Here is a 19,157-nt window from a genome sequence, read left to right as displayed (position 1 = left end):
ATAAGCAAAAGATTGCCATGCAAACTGCATAAAACTGCAATTAGTATCGGATTTACTAGTTTCTGTAGGCTCTTGAGGTAAGGAAGGGTAATCAATCCAAGAGGGGGCCCCAGTACAGCCGGAGGCTACTAACTCTAACGATTTTTTATTACTAATCTTATTTTCGTAAGAGTCATTCGATTGTAAAGCTTCCCCTCTAATTTCTATGGAATAACAATGTATTGGGGAGAGGAAAAACGAAGAAACTATGATTTTCTTTAACTTTACCATGATAATGTCTCTCATTCGTATTTGTTTGAGTGGCCAAACTACAATAGTTACAAATAAAACGAATCTAAATTAATTAATAATTTAGTGTGACTCTGGAACGGCGTGTCTTTCCTGGAATTGTTTTGTCTCGATCCTGTCTACGTTCATGGGATAGGCAAGCTGATTGTAAGAACTGTGCCCTATACGATATACTATGCTATTAAACGTTTGGCACCGATCTCCCACATCGTTAATCTGCTACGGCACTGGCAAAATCCAGCGTCGGGATTGGACCCCCGTTTGAATTTCTCGGCACATAAGTGCCAGCATATTGCTGGTTTTTTTATGTGTGGATTCATCGTATCCAAATATAGGCAATTCGTTCAGGGATTGTTCTAGCAATATTATGGTGGGCTGGGCGAGGCAGCTTTATGCTGGCCGTGTTCCGAGAGAGCGGTAGGTCCAACCTTGTTCAGTTCACCACCCATTGATTGGACCCTCTGAGTGGTGAAGGAGTCTAATTTCTCTTTCGGAGGTCACTATGACCAATCTAACTATTCTTTCTAAAGACATCCACACACTCGATAATTTGTATTCGTTAAATGATCTGCATAAAGCAAGTGGTGGACATTCAAAACACAAGCCAGTTCAGTTTCTTCGCAACCATCAAACTCAAGAGTTGATTAATGAAATTGAACAAAGTGCTAATTAGCACTTTGCTGTAAACACCAAACGTGGCGGTAGTAATGCGGGGACTTGGGTATGCAAAGAATTGGTCTACTCATACGCAATGTGGATTAGCCCAAAATTCCATCTAAATGTCATTCGTGTATGCCCACAGCTCCTGCACTTCCAACTTCAATCGTTCCGCAAGACCTATCCTTAAACGACTTAATCTTTGAACTGGCTAAGGCGAAAAACGTAACAGCGCAAACTGTACATGTGCACTACAATTCTGTATTCAATACAAATGCTTGGTCACAAGAGCGTGGCTTTGAACACGCATTGGCAAAAAGAGTCCTTAAACAAGACTTAGAAAATGAATTGCGTAGTCAAACCCCAGAACTACAATTACTCAAGCAACAAGCTAGAGATAGTGGTTTAGCATTAGTGGATAGAAGTGAATACCAAAGCTTCCAAGGCCGAATGCAAATGCAGCAAAAGCAAATCGAGAAGTTGATAGATGATGTGATGGCGTTAAGCCGAAATCATAATTCGTTGTTGAACAGGGTTATGTAAAAGCGGCGGCAAAAATGGCGGCATTCATTGTAAAACAGCGTTATTTATGGGTATAAATAACGCTGTTTTACTGTTTTTTTATACATAAACTCTCGTTTAAGATTCTGATTTAAATTGTGTTTTGTTTCTTTTTCCAAGTTCTATGTCTAAACCTTGTTACAAAACAACCAACTGGAAGCCATATCACTAACCGTGGCTCTCTGACGTTGACGTTTTGGATTGATGAAGAAGCGATCAGAGGTTGGGCGCAAAGCAAACAGAATAAGCGCGGCAAGCCGCGTCGGTTCAGTGATTTAGCTATCACGACAGCGCTCATGGTGAAACGAGTTTTAGGCATAGGGCTAGGAGAGGGAGTGAATGTAGCTGCTCAGATCGTAGGTTCTTGATTTAGTTCCATTGAATTACTCAACAAAGCCTGTTCAGCGTCAAAAATATTAACAGCTCCTGTTGAGAATAAGACATCTAAGACGTTCGTCTTTGAGTTCTTGTTCAAGTCGTTTTATTTTTTGGGCGGGCGTTTCATTCGCTCTCGGTGATTTAGGCATCATGCTCTTCCTTGGATTGGTAGTCTAATCCATTTTTCCATGTTTTTTACCAAGTAAGAACGGTTGAACGGCCTTGTATGCCGTAAATTGGTTGGGCTTGTTCATAGGTCATGTTGCCTTTTTCGATGGCGTCTACAACCTGCAATTTAAAGCCTAGTGTGTAATTACGCTGAATGCGCTTAACGTAGTGTTTATTTGGTATGGTCGTCATTAGACCTCAATGTGTATACACGTTTCAGGACGGGACAGTGTTCCCTTATCTGGCAAATCAGAGTACGGACGTACTTGCTTGCGAACGGCTAGGTTCAAGCGTTTGTGAGTACGGAATACATACTCAAGAACCACTCTGGTCGCAGGGGTGAGAAGTCGGTGAGTTTGCTTCGATATGCAGAAGCGGATGAGATCGGGTGATATCAAGAATATTTGTGAGAGAGTTGTGGTTTTCGGCTCGATGCGACGTGGTAAACGATGCGTTACGTTTAGTGTATTACGGCCAAGTATCTATCGAGAATCTTTGTATATTTTGCGATAGCAGCCCAATTAGCAAAGAACCAAATTGTACGACAATAATTTTCAAGGTTTTTTATAAATATAGACCCCAATGCGGCATATTTAGAATGAATATAACAAAAAGAAATCCCCCCCAAAATACTGATAGTTTAGTTAATAATATGATTACTATGATTCTAAACGCCTACTTGAAAGAAGTATCTGGAGTACTGTAACTCTACACGTAGCAACTAACTTAAAAATTATTATGTGGTCGTTAGACGTAGACTATTCTAACTCTGCTTGAATTTTTATTGAGTGTTGTATTAATTTTGGCGATTTGATTGTTTTATACTCAACATTAGTGAGTAATTTTATAAATCAGAAAAATTTTCATTAAAAACAGAACTTTAAGCTAGTGTGTTTAATTGCGCATTGATAGTGTAAATAGTAAGCTTCTTTTTCTATTTATATGGATAATAAAAATGAATAATAAATTATTAACGCCAGTTGTGCTGAGCAATTTAGGTGATGGCCTTTTTATGGGCGCCATTCCTTTAATTTCCTATATGCTCACAAGTGACCCCTTAATTATAACACTTTTGTCAATAGTGAGGCCGGTATCGATTATAGTATGTGGATACAAAATTGAACATCTAACAAATAACTTAAGCGATAGCTTATATACTAGCTCTATTTGTAGGATTCTCGTATTATTTGCTTTGCTATTTTTATCTCTCATGGATATGGTAAACGTCTTTGTCTTCGGTGCTATCGTTTTTCTATTTAGCTTTATGGAACTGATTTACGATTCGACATTTAGTACACTACCAAAGGTAGTGTGTAAGTCCGAAGAAGAAATAAGGCAAGGATACTCGAAACTTCAAGTATCCACGACGCTTAGCAATGATTTCATTGGACCACCTTTAGCCGCTTTAATCTTAACGATTGCAAGTGATAATACCTTAAGTGGTCTTATTCTTGCCTTAGTAGTTGTTTCATTTCTATTCTCATCACCAGTTAGAAGAACCTTGGATTCAATAGAAACATCGAAAACAAGTTCTCTAACTAGCAATGAAACAACAGCAGGATTTAAGATGCCTTCTAAGGCCAAGTCACTCCTGACGTACTGCTGCACTATTAGTATGTTTACCGGAGCGTTCACCTCAGTTTATGTGATACATATATTAAGTGGTTTAAAGTTCAGCAAAATTGACTTCGGCTTCTTAATGGTATTCTTCTCCTTAGGTGTAATTCTCAATCACTTTGTTCTTTCTAAGTATCTAACTTTTACTCCCAAGCTTGATATGTTCATTTCAATATGTCTGATATTTATGGGCACATTGATAACGTCGGTCTCAGAACTGTATGTAATGCTGGGATTCGCACAGTTACTGGCGGGGGTAGGTTTTGTGAGGTGGATGGTAAATGAATCCTATATAAAGCAAAAGCTCTGCAAAATTGAGGACCTTAATGTTCTCAATGCCAAATTCAGAATGTATGAGACCATCGCTTTCTCATCCGGTGCGGTATTTAGTGGAATGATACTCAAATACACCACGTTCGATACTTTTGATATCTATACTCTGCTTTTTATTTTTGAAATGGTAGTTGGCATCATATTTTATAAAAATTATAAGGAAGAAAGAGGTGAGGTTACCGAATAATCATCCATTTATGGATGAGAATGTTGTGTCGGACATAATGTCTTTCTACAGAATGAGTGAAAAACAAAATAGTGGCTTTTATAAGATAAATGGATGCCCCTATACGGAGTATGCATTTAAAGGTTTTGAGTTTGCTGACAAATTATTGGTTAACACACCATTTCTATTATGGTCAGGACCCACATTAAAACTGACTGATGAACGTAACAGTGATCGTATCTTTGTAAACTTAACATTGGAGCCTGAAAGAGGTCTTCCTTTTTATGAAACAGCAATCTTGATAAACCCTGACGCTAATTATGCTTTCGTCAACAAAAAACAAAGATATGATATAAAAAAAGCAGTAAAGGAAAGTTATGTACGCATATCGAGTTATAAACCAGCATATGATAAAAAAATAGTCCAGCTTCTTAAACTAAACTTGAGTCGCAAAGGTATGCCTGAACAAATGCTTCCAGATAATCTATTGAAGTACATCTTATCAAGTAAAAAATTTAAAAAGGTATGCTGTACAGATAATGAAGGTGATTTGGTTGGTATAGGCATCACTCTAGAAAATGAAAACTATATTTGTTTATGGCTTGCAGCTTTTGAACAGGACACATTGAAAACGAGCAAGACATCGTATGTGCTATACGATCATTTGATCAAAGAATCGGTTTCAAGAAAAGTTGGTGTACTAGATTTTGGGCGAGGAATAAGCCAATTCAAAAAAAAATTTGGTTTCAAGGCACATACCGTGAACCTAGATTTTTCAACTACTAACAGAAAAATAAAGGCTCAGTTAAAACAATACATTATAAACAGACAAAAAATAAAGGGAATATAATAATGGCTAGGACTGACTTAGTTATTGGTCACAATAAACTACCAAAATCTTCGATTAGAGTTGTTTTTGTTAGACATGGAAATGCTGAACACTATGGCAAAGAGATTGCTTCCGATTCCTCACTTACAGATATTGGAGATAATCAATCTGTAGAAGTATGTCAGCATATCATGAAACAATATAAGGTAGATGATGTGATTTGTTCGGAGCTATCTCGGACTCAAAATACGGCCTTACCGCTAATAAAAAACCTTGGTCTGAAAGTGAAAATTGACTGTCTATTAAATGAGGCTCATACCTTTAAGGACTGGCGGATACTTAGTAAAGATACATTAGAAAAAAATATATTACGTAGAATTATTAAAGCAGAAGAGAGACCCAAAAAAGGAGAGTCACCAAAAGATGTTCAGGGAAGGTGTGAAGCGTTTTTGAAACATATATCAAGTGACTACAGTAACTTTGGAAAAACGATCGCAATTTTTGGTCATTTTTCTTGGATTAACATGCTACTTAACTTTATTAATGGGAAAAGTAGTTGCTGTAATGTGAACTGTGTTACTGAGATACCAAATGCTTCCATAACGGAGATTATCATACACAATACGTACGATGATGATGATTTCGATGATGTTTTTTTTACAATTAAGAAAGTTGGTGATGTATCTCATCTAATTAATAGTGAGGTTACGGTATGATGGAATTACTTTATGAAGATTATAGGTATTTGTCTTCTGGTTACGAAGCTGATGTATTCTTTTCCAAAGAAAAAAATACGATTGTCAAGGTTCATAAAACAGCACAAGTTAACGATGGCAATGATGACTTTGTAATGGATATAGACCTCTACAATCAAGAGTATGACATTTTGAACTTTCTTGAGGGCAAAGCATTACTCGCGCCGAGTCAACCTAGATTAGTAACTAATCTAGGAAAACTCATGTTGGAAATGGAATACATAGAAAGCGATGGCTCGACGTGCAGTATAGATGAAAAAATTTGCTATTTAAAAAAGTTACACGCTCTGCCGGTTAGTGGCGTTGTAGCATCGATCTCGAGAGGTTCAACAACAACATTCGACGAATATATTATAAACCGACTTATGGACAGAGCATCAAAAATTTATAGTCCATCTTTAGATCCTATAGCTAAAATTTATCGAGAGCTTTTGTCTTGCCTAAATTCTAGATGTGCAGGTGATAGTTTACTTCATCTCGATTTTAGAAACGAAAATATTTTATGTAAGAACTCTAGGATTGTTGGTGTAATAGACTGGTGCAATTCGTTAGTCGGAGACCCACTTATGGATATCGCGCGATTGATATCTTTTGAGGAAAACCTATCAATAATAGATAAGTATCTAACTAGGAAACCTAATAAAAACGAATTAGGTAGAATATATATATATCTTATAGATGTATATTTGATGCTAACATTGTTTTATAAAAATGATTGTTCAGAGAACAGTAATCTTTATAGAAGTAAACTAGAAAATGCTATTGGGTGTTTCAATGAATTGTCATAGCACTTTAAACTGTTTAGTGGTAAATCTGACCAGAAGTACAGTCGTAGAGGATATGATTGATAGAAAAATTTTCCATTATAAATCAATTAAAGAGTTAGAGTCTATAGACCTGATATTTGATACTCTGTATATAATAGCAGAAGAAGGGCAGTGCACTGCATATGATATTTTACAATTGAGTAGAAAACTTGATAAGTCGATTGGATATAAATTTATAGAAAATTGTTCTAAGTTTATTATATCAGAACCAAGTTATTATTCTGATGAAGGTAATCTTGTTATAGATAGGCTTTCAAACCGAAAAGTTACTTCAGAAAATTTTAAGTATGTTTCCGAAGAGAAAAAGCTATCGGAGATGGAAACATTAGAACTATTTAAAAGAAAATATAACCTCATAGCTATTACATCACATGGAAGAGTTGATGCTACATACCTTCCTAATGTTGTTTTATGTTCTAAATCACCGTGTTTTGACTCTAATGAGGAACTTACATTAAGTTGTGAAAATTCTAGCCAGTGTTATTACGCACCTCGAACTGTATTAAATAGTTCTAGTATAAACAGTGAGGTGCTATTTTTAAACACATGTAACTCTATAAACTCTCATGGGACAGGTTTTAATAAAGCAATAGATTTTGCGCGCAATACAGAATGTAGGGCATTTATAGGCTCACCAGTAGTCCATAATAGTACAGAATATCAAACTCTAATTTTCGTAAACAGTTTTATTAATGGAAGCCCGATATACAAAGCACTGGATGATACTGAGTCTTCTCTCCGTTCTTATGAGCAAAGGTCAATGCTTATAGTAGGTGATCCTCTTACTCGAATTTCTAATCCACCAAAGTTGGTCGAGCACTTAATCAAGAATGAGGATATTCTGGTGAAGCTTGAAAAACTTGAAGAGAGAGTATCTAGAGGGCTACAAAGTCTCGTTGAAACGAAATCAGTGACAGGTGTTAGTATCAGCACTATGAAAAATGATGTATACGAAATGAGTCGCTACATTGATGAGATAAAAAATCTCAAGAAGCAAGCGCTAAGATGTATAAGAGATGATCTCGAATCTACATTATTCAATATACAATCTTTGTTTGAAAAACGCGTGAGAAAAATTCAGAACGAAATGGTTGATAAATTAATTCGGAAATCTTCAAAAGGTGTTGTTTCAATAAATGAGAATATGTTTCATTCTTTTAAATTGACTCATGGCTTTGATGACGTTTGTAATGAATGTTCATCCTCTATAAATAAATTGGTTTACGAAAATAATAGAGTTTTTTCTTATTGTGGTAATTGCTCATTACAGAAAGAAAGTTCAAATGAACGCTCCAGTTTTTCAACAAATCTTTCAGTTAATAGAGAAGAGTTAACCGCAAAAATATCTAACTTAAAAGAAAATAGTTTAGTTGTAGTTCTATTGTCTGATGTTGGTAGGTTTGGAGTGAAAAATCATTTTGTGAAAAGCGATATAGTATCTAACAAAGTATGTCTATCACTTCCAATCGATAAAAAGCTGCCCAGACATCCTTATTGGCTGAAAACATTCGTACTCGTTGACCTAAGTGTCTGCATAGAAACAAAAACAATAAATATTATATAAAATAGTTGAAAAGAAGTTATGAATAAGTTAGATGGCATCTTCAAGTCCCTTGATTCAATCAAGGAAAACTATCGGCTAGGCCTAGATTATAATGGGAAGCACTTATCTCCGATATTTTGTGGCTTCGCTATAATAAATGATTCTTTTAGCATGAAGCTAATTCAAAGAACATTTAGAGAAGTAACTTTTATATCATACAATTATATAGATTGTGATGAGATGAAAGAATACTACGTAATCAATTTCGACAGTTTACCTTTACATGAGCCTATTACAGTATGGATACCATACAGTAGTATTCGATACCAATCAGAATCATACAAAGGACTTAAACGTGACAATGCACACTTTGGTAAGATAAAAAAACTATCTTTTGTTGGGATTACACCTAAATTTGGTATTACACAAGAGGCACATAGTGAGATAGAGAAGTCTGATGTTATAATTGCCTATGATCGCTTCGTTAGTTTTTTATCCGAGATAGGCTTGGATAACAAGTATATTGAAACCTTTAAATATAATGGCAAAGATTTCAATGAAAATATTATATGTGCAAGTAATATTCTAAGGAACTTTTCAAATGATGATAGTAAGAAACGAGCTGTAGTATTATGTGATGGTTCGCCTTTAATCTACGACTTAGACGCTGGTATTGATACTAACCTATATCAAGTATCTTTTTTCTCTGCTACCCCTGTAGGGTTAAAAATACTTGCATCACTTTATAAGGACTCTTGTAAAAAAAATATCGTCTACCTTTCTGGTAGTGGCTATAGGTCAATGGAAATTATTGACAAGGTACGACAGATTGCAAATATGATTAAACAAGGTATTGTGCTGACATTAGTTGAAGGCTCATGCTTCGATATAGAGGAGCTAGTAGGCATGATCGGTAAGTATATCAATGTTTATGGTTATGTAGTATCTGACTATGGAATGGAAACTGAAAGTATTACCCACATAAAGGATGGATGTTTTCTTACTAATGGTGATGTTGATGATATGAAAACGAATCTAACTACACTTGTACTTTCCAACAGACAACAGTATGAGCAGGACTCAATCTATTCCGACTGTCCGAGCGAAAACTTAGGCTTACTGGATAAGGCAATATAAGTATTATTTAAGTCCGTTACAGAGTGTTAATTGACTGGGGTGACGGACTATTTGCTAAAAGTTGGATTAATACTATTGGCAAAAAATTCAGACTTGTAGTGGCTTTGTTGTTTAATTAAGTAAGACGACATGGCTGCCCATGTTGATTGATACTCAATCAATACAATGAATTTCAGGAATACCAAGCCCTGTAAACTTGTTCAACGCTTTGATCATTGCCTAAGTCTCGCCAACCTGAGCGTTGTAATTTCTTAGGCTTAGTCTCCCACCTAACAATGGTTTTACCCGATACATTGCTGTTTCTGAGAGCGAGCGCTTATGATAACCATACCGCTTTTTCCACTTCTTGTTGGAGCTGCTCGCTTTATATATTCAGCATCATGGCAATGTCTTGTGTCATAAGCACCATCACCTGATATCTCAATGATTTTACGACGTGTCTGCTTAAGTAGGTTGGGAAGCACTTCGGCATCGGTAACGTTAGATAAACTCAGCTCTGCTGCGATTATTTCGTGGGTGCTGGTATCGACTGCTAAATGTAGCTTACGCCAGACTCTGCGCTTCCCATCAGTACCATGCTTTTTGACCTTCCATTCGCCTTCTCCATTCACCTTGAGACCAGTGGCATCGATGGCCAGATGCTGTATCACGCCTCTGGTTTTGGTTTTAAATGAAACCTCAACTTCCTTCGCTCGACGGCTTATACAGGTGTAATGCGGACAAACAAGCGGTATGTTAGCCAGCTTAAATACAGAGTCTAGAAAACCTTGCAGCGCTCTCAATAGCATAGAGAAAACGCGTTTTACCATCGGTGCGGTAGTAATGGCTAGGTCGCTGAATTGACGAGGCCTACCGCGATTATTCTGTTTGCTTTACTTCCATTCGCTTACAGCTTCTTCATCAATCCAGAAAGTGAGTGAACCACGATTGATTAGGGCTTTGTTGTACTGTTTCTAGTTATTTGTTTTGTAACGAGGTTTCGGCATAAGGCTAAGATGATTAACTGATGTAGCCGCTCAGATCGTAACTTCCTAATTTAGTTCCATCGAAGTACGCAATAAAGCCATTTCCATGCATCTATGGCTGAGTCATCTATCCAGAACGTAACCGAACCACGTTTACATAGAGCCTTATTGTACTCCGCCCAGTTAGTAATCTTCTTTTTCGCTTTGCCCATGTTACCACTGTTCTAATCATCACAAAGGATCAGATCGCAGTTCTTGGAAAAGGTTTAACTGATTTAAGCAACAACGCCTCTTAGAGGTCAAAAGATGTCGCCATTTTGTCGCCATTGTCAATTTTGTTTTTTTGTAAGATTTTGTTCTTAAATGATTTAATTTGCAATTGTATATAATGGCTTCACTAATCCAGTCTGGCCTAGATCTATCTCCAATCATTACTCACCACTACAAAGTAGACGACTTCCAAGCAGGCTTCGACATGATGCGCTCTGGTATGTCTGGTAAAGTAATCCTAGATTGGGAATAAGCCAATAGGGTGAGACCTTTAGCTAGTTCCACAATGAAAATGCCCCAAAGAAATTTGGGGCATTTTTGTTTTTTGAGGGCGAACAAATTCCCATGTCGCCTAATGGCTATTTTGAATATCGGCAGTCTTTAAAATACGCGTAAATACACAGCGTTTATATTTAGAGAGGGCTTAATGGCTTGTAAATCACTTGCTGTAATAATGAGTGGATTATTATTAACGTCTACTGTCGTGATTGCTAATGAAGAAAGTAATCAAACAGCAGAGCAGGCAGCAAAGGAACTTGCAAACCCGAACACGGCTTACGCGAGCCTGAACTTAAAACTTCAATACTCTGGCGGATACGACGGAGGAGGGGACAGTTTTGCTACGGTTCTTCAGCCGACGCTACCATTCCCTATGGAGAACGGCGACAAAATCATTTTCCGCCCGGCTATCTCTTATGTTCAGAATGATTTCAATGTGAATACGCCGATAAGTTCCCAACATATGGATCAGTCGGGAGTGAGTGATATTTCCTTTGACCTAGCTTATGCGCCCAAAATGGAAGGCGGGACCATTGCCGCTTTTGGTGTGTTTGCTTCGTTACCAACCGGAAGTAGTGAACTCACGGCGGATCAGTTTGCTGTTGGTCCTGAGTTTATGTACGGCAAAGTAAGCGCCGATCGCGTGGTAGGTGTGTTCCCAAGCCACCTTTATGGTGTATCTGGCAATGGCGCGGATCACTCTGATACACGCATCAACAAGACATCTACGCAGTTGTTTTGGGTAGAGTTGTTGGAGGGAGGATGGACGGTAGGCTCAGCGCCGACACTTTCCTATGACTGGAACAAAGAGCAGGCTGAAATTCCGTTGAATATTAGCGTAAGTAAAACAACGGTGTTCAACGGTCGTCCTTGGAAGTTTGGTATTGAAGCTAATTACTATATCGAGAAAGATGAAAAGACTCGCCCGGACTTCATGTTGAGCTTTAACGTCAGCCCAGTCGTTGAAAACAAGCTAGCATCTTTGTTCGATTAGTAGGGTTTAAGAGATAGAGGCTGGACGGTCGTCGTTTGGCCTTTTCAATAAAACCAATAAGTTAGCCACAAAGCCAACAAAGACATAGCTGAGAGTGTAGGAATCCACTTGCTAAACATAGGCTTGTTCCAACCAAGGCGAGCAACATCTTGCTCTGTCAGTTCTAGGTTGATTTGTTCGCAGTATCTATCGAGTTCGCCCATCGTCATCACCTTGTTAATCACTTTGATAAGCAATATAACTGGATAGATGTGTTCGTATAAATCAATGATTTTCTAACAGGTGTTTAGCTAGCCTGAACGATGGTTTGTTTTAGTATCAACAGGATGGAATTAAGTCTAAATCTTCCTACAGAAAAGCTAATGAAAACAAAACCGAAAGCGGTTTGAAACTAAGAATAAACTTAAAACACACGATTCATTTTGAAGTGAGATACGATCTATTCTCTATGATAGATTTCAAGCACTTAATCTAATTATTGGTGTTTAAAATGGTACGAGTAGACGTTAGAAAATTATCCAACACATTGATTAAGGCAGGCGTTCCAGAGAAGAGGGCGGTGTTACTTGCCAAAGCATTTAAAGATTCAATTAATGAAATCGACCCGGTATCTCAGTCGTATGTGAACAAAAAGATTGAGAAGTCCAAAAATGAAACTCTTCAGTATCTGCTGGCATTCTTGGGGCTACAGATGATCTTAATTCCTTGTTTTCACTACATCATGACTAACCTGTAGACATAAAAAAGTCCGATATTGGCGTACCAATATCGGACTTTGATGTTTAATGGATAGCTTGAGCTAAGGTGAGCTCAATTAACCCGCAGCAGCCTGCATGATTAGGCCACAGATGTAAGCGCCGTATGTACCTAATGCGTAACCTAGTACCGCCATCAAGATACCTACTGGAGCTAATGCAGGGTGGAATGCTGCTGCAACCACTGGAGCTGATGCCGCGCCACCAACGTTAGCTTGGCTACCTACTGCCATGAAGAACAGCGGTGCACGAATGATTTTAGCCATCGCAATCATGAGTAGAGCATGGATAGTTAGCCATGTGATACCAATGAAGAAGTAACCTGGGTTGTCAAAGATAGCGGTAATATCCATTTGCATACCGATGGTAGCAACTAGGATATAGATGAACGCTGAACCAATCTTCGATGCGCCACTGTGCTCTAGGCTACGTGTCGATTTGAAGCACGAAGCGATCAACGCGAACGTTGTAACCATAACGATTAGCCAGAAGAAGCCAGATGTTAGGCTGTATTTTGCTAGTTCTGGAGCATTCGTTGAGATCCATGGTGCGATTAAGTCACTGAAGAAGTGAGCAAGGCCTGTTAGACCAAAAGCAATCGCAGCGATCTTCATGAGATCGGTTGTTGTTGTCGGGCGAGCGTTTTCTTCTTGGTATTTAGATACTGTCTCTTTCAGTTCTTCGATTGAAGAAGTGTCTGCTTTTAGCCATGCGTCAATTTTCTTCTGACGGCCAGCCATGATCAGTAGTACTGCCATCCAGATGTTTGCACAGATAACGTCAACCGTAATCATTGCTGAGAACAGTTTGTCATTTACCTCGAATACTTCTTTCATCGCAGCTTGGTTTGCACCACCACCGATCCAAGAGCCAGCTACTGTCGTTAGGCCGCGCCATACGTCACCAGAGACAAGATCAGGGTTTACTTGGTCGATAATTAGAATCGCCAGAGGACCACCAATGATAATACCAGCGGTACCGGTTAGGAACATGATGACGGCTTTTGAGCCAAGACCAAAGATCTTACGAAGGTCTGCTGAAATGATCAGTAGAACCAGTGCGCCTGGTAGTAGGTAGCGGCTTGCTACAAAGTAAAGTTTTGAGTTTGACGCATCGATGATACCAAAGCTGTTCAACAATGAAGGAACAAAGTAGCAGAGCAATAGGCCTGGAATGAATGAATAGAATTTTTTCAGTGCGCTGTTTTGGCTACTTTCCGTGATAAATACACCGCCAAGAATAACAGCTAACATGCCCATAATTACGGCATCATTAGTGATCATTATTATATCTCCTTTAAGGTGAGCGCATAGGTCTCACTTTTTTGATGGCAGGACTATACCGACAACTTCAATTCGTTACAAATTGTAACGATAGACATCCTTTGAAACATTTGTGTTAACTAGATTGGCTTTGGTTTGTGAATTAGACGCTTCAGATATTTGCTGTGTGAATGTTTTTGTAAAGGTTAGTAAGGTCGGCTTTGATATATGCAATGGTGTTCAACGCCCTGAAACTGGTTGTTGGAATTTTAGCTGAGTTCAGTATAGTTAAAGGAAGTGCATATTAAGCCGCATTTTTACTGGGGTTTATGCAGGGTGGGTATGTTTCAAAAATGTAAAAAGTGAATTCGTTTTTGAAGAGAGGGATGAGATTAAAAATTATAACCTGATCACATTAATTGCGATTATTATCCGCTTAGGTATCAATAAATGGCACTTGTTTGCGGTATTTAGGGGCCATAGATAAAGAAAAAGCGGCTAAATAGCCGCTTTTAATTGGGATTGAGAATCGAAGTCTATGATTCCTCTTCCTCAAAACCGTCTGCATAACCTTTTGGAGGCGGTGTCCAACCACGCTCTGAGCGAGAATGCTTATCGGATCGGTCTTTCTTCATGTCTTCTTTCATCGCTTCTTCAAGGTGAATAAATATCTGTCGATAGTTATTGTCGTACCTTGGGTTGTCTTCAGCTTCCGACCAAGCTTTGAATAGCTTTTCAGACTTACGGCTTTCAACACGTTGATAGGTCGATTTCTGCTGTTCTACGAAGAATGGATGATGACCCAACGAGCGTAGGGCTTGTGCGCCCATTTCTAGTGCTGAGTAGTAGGTTTCTGATTCCACGAAATCAGCACCAGCCTCTCTTAAGCGGTAACTATGACCACGGTCGAACGCACGAGCCAAGATTTTTACGTTAGGGTAGGAGTGCTTAACGTACTTGACCAACTCCACGCTTGAATCTTGATTGTCGATAGCAACAACAAGCATTGCTGCTTCTTCGATACCCGCAGTGTGCAACAGATCGTGACGAGTCGCATCACCAAAGTAAGATTTGATATTAATAGAGCGCAACACGTCGACTTGGTTAGCCTGATGGTCTAGAACAACCGTTTTGACATCGTTCGATACCAATAAGCGGTTAACGATCTGACCGAATCGCCCGATACCCGCAATGATTACTGTGCCTTTCTCTTCGATAGTATCTTCTTCACGGTCATTCGATTTTTGCTCGTAACGAGGCAGAATCACCTTATCAAACAAAATAAACAGGCCCGGAGTTAGGAACATTGAAAGAGCAACCACTAGTGAGAGCGTTTGAACAATGTCAGCCGGCAATACGTGGTTTTGCGCCGAGAAGCTTAATAGTACGAATCCAAATTCACCGGCTTGCGCCAAGCTCAGTGTAAATAGCCAACGATCGCTGTTCTTGATTTTGAAAATCAATGCCAAGGTAAAAAGCACAGCTGCTTTAAGTAACATGACACCCAGAGTTAGCCCTATGATTAGGATGAAATCATTGAATAGAACATCGAAGTTGATTCCCGCACCTACCGTAATAAAGAACAAGCCAAGTAGCAGTCCTTTGAACGGGTCGATGTTCGATTCCAGTTCGTGTCTGAATTCACTGTTCGCCAGTACAACACCCGCAAGGAAAGTGCCTAGTGCAGGCGATAAGCCGACAAGGCTCATCAGTGCAGCAATACCAATAACCAGCATCAGTGCCGTTGCCGTGAAGATCTCACGCAGGCCAGAGCTTGCGACGAAGCGGAAGAGTGGACGGCTTAAGAAGTGCCCGCCAACAACCACAATCGCGATAGATGCGGTAATCACAAGTCCATAAGCCCAACCAGGTAGACCAGCAACCAGACTTAACTCTTCATGGTGGTCAGAAGCTGAAGTGACCGCGCTTTGTGCAGCTTCAATTAATTCTGGCAACGCCAACAGAGGAATGAATGCCAGCATCGGAATAACGGCAATATCTTGGAATAATAGAACCGAAAAGGCATTCTTACCGCCTTCAGTCTTAGACAAGCCTTTCTCGTTGAATGTTTGAAGTACAATCGCGGTCGATGACAACGCAAAGATTAAGCCGATAGTGAGAGCGATAGTCCAAGGTTGGCCAAAGGCTAGAGCAATGCCCATTACAATCGCTGCTGTACCTCCTACTTGTAGGCCACCAAGCCCCATCAAGCGGTTTCTCATTGCCCATAGCATCTTAGGTTCGAGCTCAAGGCCAACCAAGAACAGCATCATCACCACGCCGAATTCGGCAAAGTGTTGAATGGTGGTGGTTTCTTCACCGACAAGGCCGATGATAGGTCCGATAACCACACCTGCGATTAAATATCCCAGTACTGAGCCTAAGCCAAGACGCTTAGCTATCGGCACTGCGATCACGGCGGCGACTAAGTAGATAAAGGCTTGTAAAAAATATCCAGTCATTCTTTAGTCCTTGTTGATGATTTCGTCGAGGTAGTGGTTTAACTTCGCGGCTTTCTTTGCTTTTTTGTAGTCAATATTGCCCGCGACTAGCGACTCCAACAAAAATTTATAGCGCTCAACATGTCCGGTTATTCGGTTCTCTTCCAAGGCGGTTCGCGAGCCAAATAGCGCATAAGGTGCTAAATACTCCATACCACACAAAGCAGCGGTTTGTTCAAGAGGGTGGAGTAGCTCACGAATGGTAAAATGGTTGTAGCCGTCAGTTTGGTAGGCGTCCTCTTTCCCCCCCGCAGTAATGCTGCAAAGGAATTTCTTACCTTCTAACTCGTTGCCATCCGTGCCGTAGGCAAAACCATACTCAAGAACAAGGTCTTGCCACTCTTTTAGAATTGCCGGAGTTGAATACCAATAAAGTGGGAATTGGAAAATGATGATGTCATGGTCCAACAGGCGTTTCTGTTCACGATCGATGTTGATTTTGAAAGTTGGATATTCAGCGTAGAGATCAACACAGGTCACGCCATCAATACGCTTGGCTTGTTCGAATAAGGGTTTGTTTGCTTCAGAGCGATGCTGAGAAGGGTGGGCGAATAGCACCAAGACTCGATTTTTCGACATAAAGCCCTCTTTGTCCGTTAACGAATAATGCTTATTGGAATTATAGATATACAATAATAGAAGAATGATTGAAGAACAACGAATTAGCCCATACTTATCTATTTAGATACATAGGTTTATCGAGTGCTTAATTATATAAAACACTCGTTAGTTTGCGTATTTCTGGCACACGTAGACTATGACTAAGTAAAACTAATTATTCGCGAATAATAAAAGCGAATAGACGTATTTTATGTCAACGTTGGTAGCGAACGTAAATAATTCAATCTCTCTACATAGAACAACAATGAATAAAGGAAAAAGTATGAGCATGGACTTGCGTCAACAGTGTAATTTGTTTCTTTCAGGTCACTTAGATCCGACTCCGGCCCAAACATTTGCTCAGATGGCTGAATGGTGTGAAGAGCACAACATACATCACGATACTTACGGTGATGGTGAGTTCATCGAAGGCTTTGAAGCCAAAGTTGCAGAGCTGCTTGGATATGAAGCGGCTGTATTTGTTATCACTGGCACTATGAATCAACCAACGGCACTAGAGATCGCCTGCCAAGAGAAAAGAAACCCGTTGGTCGCGATGCATGAATCGAGTCATATCCTGCGTCATGAGCGCCAAGGGTACCAGCTCCAGAACCGCTTTAATGTGTTGCCAGTGGGCAATGTGTTTCGCACTTGGAATGTCGATGACTTGAAAGCGTGGCCAGATGAAATCGCAGCAGCGCTTTATGAGTTACCGATGCGAGAGATAGGTGGTCAGCTACCAGAGTGGGAAGAGCTCGAAGCGATTAAGCAGTATTGCAACGAACAATCCATTCATCTGCATATGGATGGCGCGCGCTTGTGGGAGTGTGGTGCATATTATCAAAAACCTTACAGCGAAATCGCAAAGGGCTTTGATAGTGCTTATGTCTCGCTATACAAAGGGCTAAATGGACTTGGTGGCTCACTGTTGTTGGGTGATAAAGCGTTTGTTGCGAAGGCGTCAGCTTGGATGAAACGACAAGGCGGTAATGTGTATCACCGTACACCTTATGTTGTATCGGCAGCTATGCAGTTTGATCAACGACTAGCGCAGATGCCCCCTTTGTATGAACGCACGAAACAGATCTACCAAATCTTGTTAGATTACCCTCAATTCAAAGTGAACCCACAACAACCGCAAGCGAACATGCTACATCTTTATTTGCCGGCAAGTTACGAAGATGGGATTGCTTTAAGAGACAATATTGCTAGTAAGCATAAGGTATGGATAGGAAACCCAGCTATCTGTGAGTTACCGAATCAATGCAAAATTGAGTGGTATGTGGGGGATAACTTATTAAACCTGCCGGATCACGAGCTTATCGATATCTTGGACCTCATTAGCGAAGCACTGATTTGATTACCGAACGGCTGGACTGAATGTAGTGAGGAGTGCTAACTAGGATGAATACAGGTGTGTTTACCTGTATTCATTTAAGTCGGGACAATAGAGGGTGTGTTACATATATTGGTTGATGTACACGTCGACTAGGAACATGAATACTGGAACGGTGCTAAGAACTCCGAAGAAGACGATAGGCACCCAGTTTTTCATTTTCTTTTTAGGTTGCTCTGTATTGTTCATAGATTCGGCCTTAAATTCGTTGTTGAGTCTGCGCTTGGGTTAGAACTGAATGGTATCAAATAAATTAGCACTGCCCTATGCGGATTTGGTATTTCGTGGTGTGCATCAAACACAGAAAATCGCGTTGATTCATAAACGGTTCATAAAGGCTCAGCAATAATGAACTTATTGAAAGAAGCACAGCCTTATTTGGCATAGTAATTAAACAGCATTCAAAGAGTTGGAGAATACAGAATGAAAACAATAGGTAACATCATTTGGTTTCTGTTCGGTGGCGTATTTATGGGATTGGCGTGGTGGTTCTTTGGGCTGCTTGCATTCCTTACCATCGTTGGTATTCCGTGGGGCAGAGCGTGTTTTGTTATGGGTAACTTCTCGTTCTTTCCATTTGGTCAAGAAGCGATTTCTCGTGATGAGCTGACCAATGAAATGGATATTGGTACCAGTCCGTTAGGTATGATTGGTAACATCATTTGGTTCTTGTTTGCAGGTATTTGGCTTGCGATTGGTCATATCATGTCAGCGGTGGCATGTTTCATTACCATCATCGGTATTCCGTTTGCGATTCAGCACCTTAAGCTAGCGGTTATCTCACTGGCACCAATCGGTAAAACGGTGGTTGATAAACGCGAAGCAGAAGCGGCACGAGTAAGAAATTACAAAGGGTAAGAATTTAGCTTAACCTTT

General features: G+C 39.7%; 17 protein-coding genes and 6 pseudogenes. 14 read left to right on the top strand and 9 right to left on the bottom strand.

Going from position 1 to position 19,157, the window contains the following annotated elements:
• Window positions 1–270, bottom strand: a pseudogene (locus F0232_RS24960) (hypothetical protein); the annotation flags it as partial.
• Window positions 271–790: 520 nt separating this feature from the next.
• Between F0232_RS24960 and F0232_RS25125 the strand changes: the two are divergent.
• From F0232_RS25125 to F0232_RS20925, 3 genes and pseudogenes are all read left to right on the top strand, one after another.
• Window positions 791–1,135, top strand: a pseudogene (locus tag F0232_RS25125) (KilA-N domain-containing protein).
• Entirely contained in the window at window positions 1,081–1,488 is a 408-nt protein-coding gene (locus F0232_RS25120) for a hypothetical protein (protein ID WP_253821978.1), read from the top strand. The pseudogene F0232_RS25125 and the gene F0232_RS25120 overlap by 55 nt, the downstream one beginning before the upstream one ends.
• 142 nt (window positions 1,489–1,630) lie before the next feature.
• A pseudogene (locus tag F0232_RS20925) lies at window positions 1,631–1,817 on the top strand (transposase); the annotation flags it as partial.
• Between the two features lie 111 nt (window positions 1,818–1,928).
• Here the strand turns inward: F0232_RS20925 and F0232_RS20920 are convergent.
• Window positions 1,929–2,244, bottom strand: a pseudogene (locus F0232_RS20920) (IS3 family transposase); the annotation flags it as partial.
• Between the two features lie 763 nt (window positions 2,245–3,007).
• On the opposite strand from F0232_RS20920, the gene F0232_RS20915 reads away from it, so the two are divergent.
• Genes F0232_RS20915 through F0232_RS20890 form a run of 6 tightly spaced genes read left to right on the top strand, consistent with a single transcriptional unit; the run spans window position 3,008 to window position 9,259 of the window.
• The gene (locus F0232_RS20915; RefSeq protein WP_171750972.1) at window positions 3,008–4,189 is read left to right on the top strand and encodes a hypothetical protein; all 1,182 of its coding nucleotides are present in this window, start codon (window positions 3,008–3,010) and stop codon (window positions 4,187–4,189) included.
• Window positions 4,190–4,241: 52 nt separating this feature from the next.
• Window positions 4,242–5,018 (top strand): GNAT family N-acetyltransferase, encoded by a 777-nt coding sequence (locus tag F0232_RS20910; protein ID WP_171750971.1) that lies wholly within the window; start codon window positions 4,242–4,244, stop codon window positions 5,016–5,018.
• Between the two features lie 2 nt (window positions 5,019–5,020).
• A complete protein-coding gene (locus tag F0232_RS20905) occupies window positions 5,021–5,713 on the top strand; it encodes a histidine phosphatase family protein (protein WP_171750970.1) in 693 nt (230 codons plus the stop codon).
• A complete protein-coding gene (locus F0232_RS20900) occupies window positions 5,710–6,540 on the top strand; it encodes an aminoglycoside phosphotransferase family protein (protein WP_171750969.1) in 831 nt (276 codons plus the stop codon). Before F0232_RS20905 ends, F0232_RS20900 begins: the two co-directional genes overlap by 4 nt.
• Window positions 6,527–8,143 carry a hypothetical protein gene (locus F0232_RS20895; protein WP_171750968.1) on the top strand — a complete coding sequence of 539 codons (1,617 nt, stop codon included), beginning with the start codon at window positions 6,527–6,529 and terminating at the stop codon, window positions 8,141–8,143. The genes F0232_RS20900 and F0232_RS20895 overlap by 14 nt, the downstream gene beginning before the upstream one ends.
• Before the next feature lie 18 nt (window positions 8,144–8,161).
• The gene (locus tag F0232_RS20890; protein WP_171750967.1) at window positions 8,162–9,259 is read left to right on the top strand and encodes a hypothetical protein; all 1,098 of its coding nucleotides are present in this window, start codon (window positions 8,162–8,164) and stop codon (window positions 9,257–9,259) included.
• A 153-nt stretch (window positions 9,260–9,412) separates the two neighbouring features.
• Here the strand turns inward: F0232_RS20890 and F0232_RS20885 are convergent.
• Window positions 9,413–10,191: pseudogene (locus F0232_RS20885) on the bottom strand (IS5 family transposase).
• Between the two features lie 134 nt (window positions 10,192–10,325).
• Window positions 10,326–10,436 (bottom strand): annotated as a pseudogene (locus tag F0232_RS20880) (IS5 family transposase); the annotation flags it as partial.
• Between the two features lie 176 nt (window positions 10,437–10,612).
• Between F0232_RS20880 and F0232_RS20875 the strand changes: the two are divergent.
• Both F0232_RS20875 and F0232_RS20870 read left to right on the top strand, forming a co-directional pair.
• A complete protein-coding gene (locus F0232_RS20875; protein WP_008218904.1) occupies window positions 10,613–10,747 on the top strand; it encodes an L-threonine 3-dehydrogenase in 135 nt (44 codons plus the stop codon).
• A gap of 174 nt (window positions 10,748–10,921) precedes the next feature.
• Window positions 10,922–11,767 carry a hypothetical protein gene (locus F0232_RS20870; protein ID WP_105058030.1) on the top strand — a complete coding sequence of 282 codons (846 nt, stop codon included), beginning with the start codon at window positions 10,922–10,924 and terminating at the stop codon, window positions 11,765–11,767.
• A gap of 44 nt (window positions 11,768–11,811) precedes the next feature.
• Here the strand turns inward: F0232_RS20870 and F0232_RS20865 are convergent, their stop codons facing one another.
• On the bottom strand, window positions 11,812–11,970 hold the full coding sequence (locus F0232_RS20865; RefSeq protein WP_253821976.1) for a hypothetical protein: 159 nt from the start codon (window positions 11,968–11,970) through the stop codon (window positions 11,812–11,814).
• Window positions 11,971–12,257: 287 nt separating this feature from the next.
• Between F0232_RS20865 and F0232_RS20860 the strand changes: the two genes are divergently transcribed.
• Complete coding sequence (locus tag F0232_RS20860; RefSeq protein ID WP_061031174.1) at window positions 12,258–12,503, top strand: hypothetical protein; 246 nt, start codon at window positions 12,258–12,260, stop codon at window positions 12,501–12,503.
• Window positions 12,504–12,581: 78 nt separating this feature from the next.
• On the opposite strand, the gene F0232_RS20855 is transcribed toward F0232_RS20860, so the two are convergent.
• The 3 genes from F0232_RS20855 to F0232_RS20845 form a co-directional block, all read right to left on the bottom strand.
• On the bottom strand, window positions 12,582–13,805 hold the full coding sequence (locus F0232_RS20855) for a DUF819 domain-containing protein (RefSeq protein ID WP_061031173.1): 1,224 nt from the start codon (window positions 13,803–13,805) through the stop codon (window positions 12,582–12,584).
• A gap of 515 nt (window positions 13,806–14,320) precedes the next feature.
• A complete protein-coding gene (locus tag F0232_RS20850) occupies window positions 14,321–16,246 on the bottom strand; it encodes a monovalent cation:proton antiporter-2 (CPA2) family protein (protein ID WP_105058032.1) in 1,926 nt (641 codons plus the stop codon).
• Between the two features lie 3 nt (window positions 16,247–16,249).
• On the bottom strand, window positions 16,250–16,864 hold the full coding sequence (locus F0232_RS20845; RefSeq protein ID WP_105058033.1) for an NAD(P)H-dependent oxidoreductase: 615 nt from the start codon (window positions 16,862–16,864) through the stop codon (window positions 16,250–16,252).
• Between the two features lie 304 nt (window positions 16,865–17,168).
• Here F0232_RS20845 and F0232_RS20840 point away from each other — a divergent pair, with 304 nt between their 5' ends.
• Window positions 17,169–18,245 carry a low specificity L-threonine aldolase gene (locus F0232_RS20840; protein WP_105058034.1) on the top strand — a complete coding sequence of 359 codons (1,077 nt, stop codon included), beginning with the start codon at window positions 17,169–17,171 and terminating at the stop codon, window positions 18,243–18,245.
• Between the two features lie 99 nt (window positions 18,246–18,344).
• Here the strand turns inward: F0232_RS20840 and F0232_RS25210 are convergent, their stop codons facing one another.
• Entirely contained in the window at window positions 18,345–18,470 is a 126-nt protein-coding gene (locus F0232_RS25210) for a hypothetical protein (protein ID WP_008218887.1), read from the bottom strand.
• A gap of 234 nt (window positions 18,471–18,704) precedes the next feature.
• Between F0232_RS25210 and F0232_RS20835 the strand changes: the two genes are divergently transcribed.
• A complete protein-coding gene (locus F0232_RS20835) occupies window positions 18,705–19,139 on the top strand; it encodes a YccF domain-containing protein (RefSeq protein WP_004740303.1) in 435 nt (144 codons plus the stop codon).
• The last annotated feature ends 18 nt before the right edge of the window (window positions 19,140–19,157 follow it).

It is taken from the genome of Vibrio sp. T3Y01 (genome assembly GCF_013114525.1).
In the GTDB taxonomy this organism is placed as follows: domain Bacteria; phylum Pseudomonadota; class Gammaproteobacteria; order Enterobacterales; family Vibrionaceae; genus Vibrio; species Vibrio chagasii_B.
This window is presented reverse-complemented; position numbering and strand designations above follow the sequence as displayed.

Excerpts from the sequence above, each read along its gene's own strand:
- F0232_RS25120 (WP_253821978.1), top strand. The coding sequence starts at position 1,081 with ATGCCCACAGCTCCTGCACTTCCAACTTCAATCGTTCCGCAAGACCTA.
- F0232_RS20915 (WP_171750972.1), top strand. The coding sequence starts at position 3,008 with ATGAATAATAAATTATTAACGCCAGTTGTGCTGAGCAATTTAGGTGAT.
- F0232_RS20910 (WP_171750971.1), top strand. The coding sequence starts at position 4,242 with ATGAGTGAAAAACAAAATAGTGGCTTTTATAAGATAAATGGATGCCCC.
- F0232_RS20905 (WP_171750970.1), top strand. The coding sequence starts at position 5,021 with ATGGCTAGGACTGACTTAGTTATTGGTCACAATAAACTACCAAAATCT.
- F0232_RS20900 (WP_171750969.1), top strand. The coding sequence starts at position 5,710 with ATGATGGAATTACTTTATGAAGATTATAGGTATTTGTCTTCTGGTTAC.
- F0232_RS20895 (WP_171750968.1), top strand. The coding sequence starts at position 6,527 with ATGAATTGTCATAGCACTTTAAACTGTTTAGTGGTAAATCTGACCAGA.
- F0232_RS20890 (WP_171750967.1), top strand. The coding sequence starts at position 8,162 with ATGAATAAGTTAGATGGCATCTTCAAGTCCCTTGATTCAATCAAGGAA.
- F0232_RS20875 (WP_008218904.1), top strand. The coding sequence starts at position 10,613 with ATGGCTTCACTAATCCAGTCTGGCCTAGATCTATCTCCAATCATTACT.
- F0232_RS20870 (WP_105058030.1), top strand. The coding sequence starts at position 10,922 with ATGGCTTGTAAATCACTTGCTGTAATAATGAGTGGATTATTATTAACG.
- F0232_RS20865 (WP_253821976.1), bottom strand. The coding sequence starts at position 11,970 with ATGGGCGAACTCGATAGATACTGCGAACAAATCAACCTAGAACTGACA.
- F0232_RS20860 (WP_061031174.1), top strand. The coding sequence starts at position 12,258 with ATGGTACGAGTAGACGTTAGAAAATTATCCAACACATTGATTAAGGCA.
- F0232_RS20855 (WP_061031173.1), bottom strand. The coding sequence starts at position 13,805 with ATGATCACTAATGATGCCGTAATTATGGGCATGTTAGCTGTTATTCTT.
- F0232_RS20850 (WP_105058032.1), bottom strand. The coding sequence starts at position 16,246 with ATGACTGGATATTTTTTACAAGCCTTTATCTACTTAGTCGCCGCCGTG.
- F0232_RS20845 (WP_105058033.1), bottom strand. The coding sequence starts at position 16,864 with ATGTCGAAAAATCGAGTCTTGGTGCTATTCGCCCACCCTTCTCAGCAT.
- F0232_RS20840 (WP_105058034.1), top strand. The coding sequence starts at position 17,169 with ATGAGCATGGACTTGCGTCAACAGTGTAATTTGTTTCTTTCAGGTCAC.
- F0232_RS25210 (WP_008218887.1), bottom strand. The coding sequence starts at position 18,470 with ATGAACAATACAGAGCAACCTAAAAAGAAAATGAAAAACTGGGTGCCT.
- F0232_RS20835 (WP_004740303.1), top strand. The coding sequence starts at position 18,705 with ATGAAAACAATAGGTAACATCATTTGGTTTCTGTTCGGTGGCGTATTT.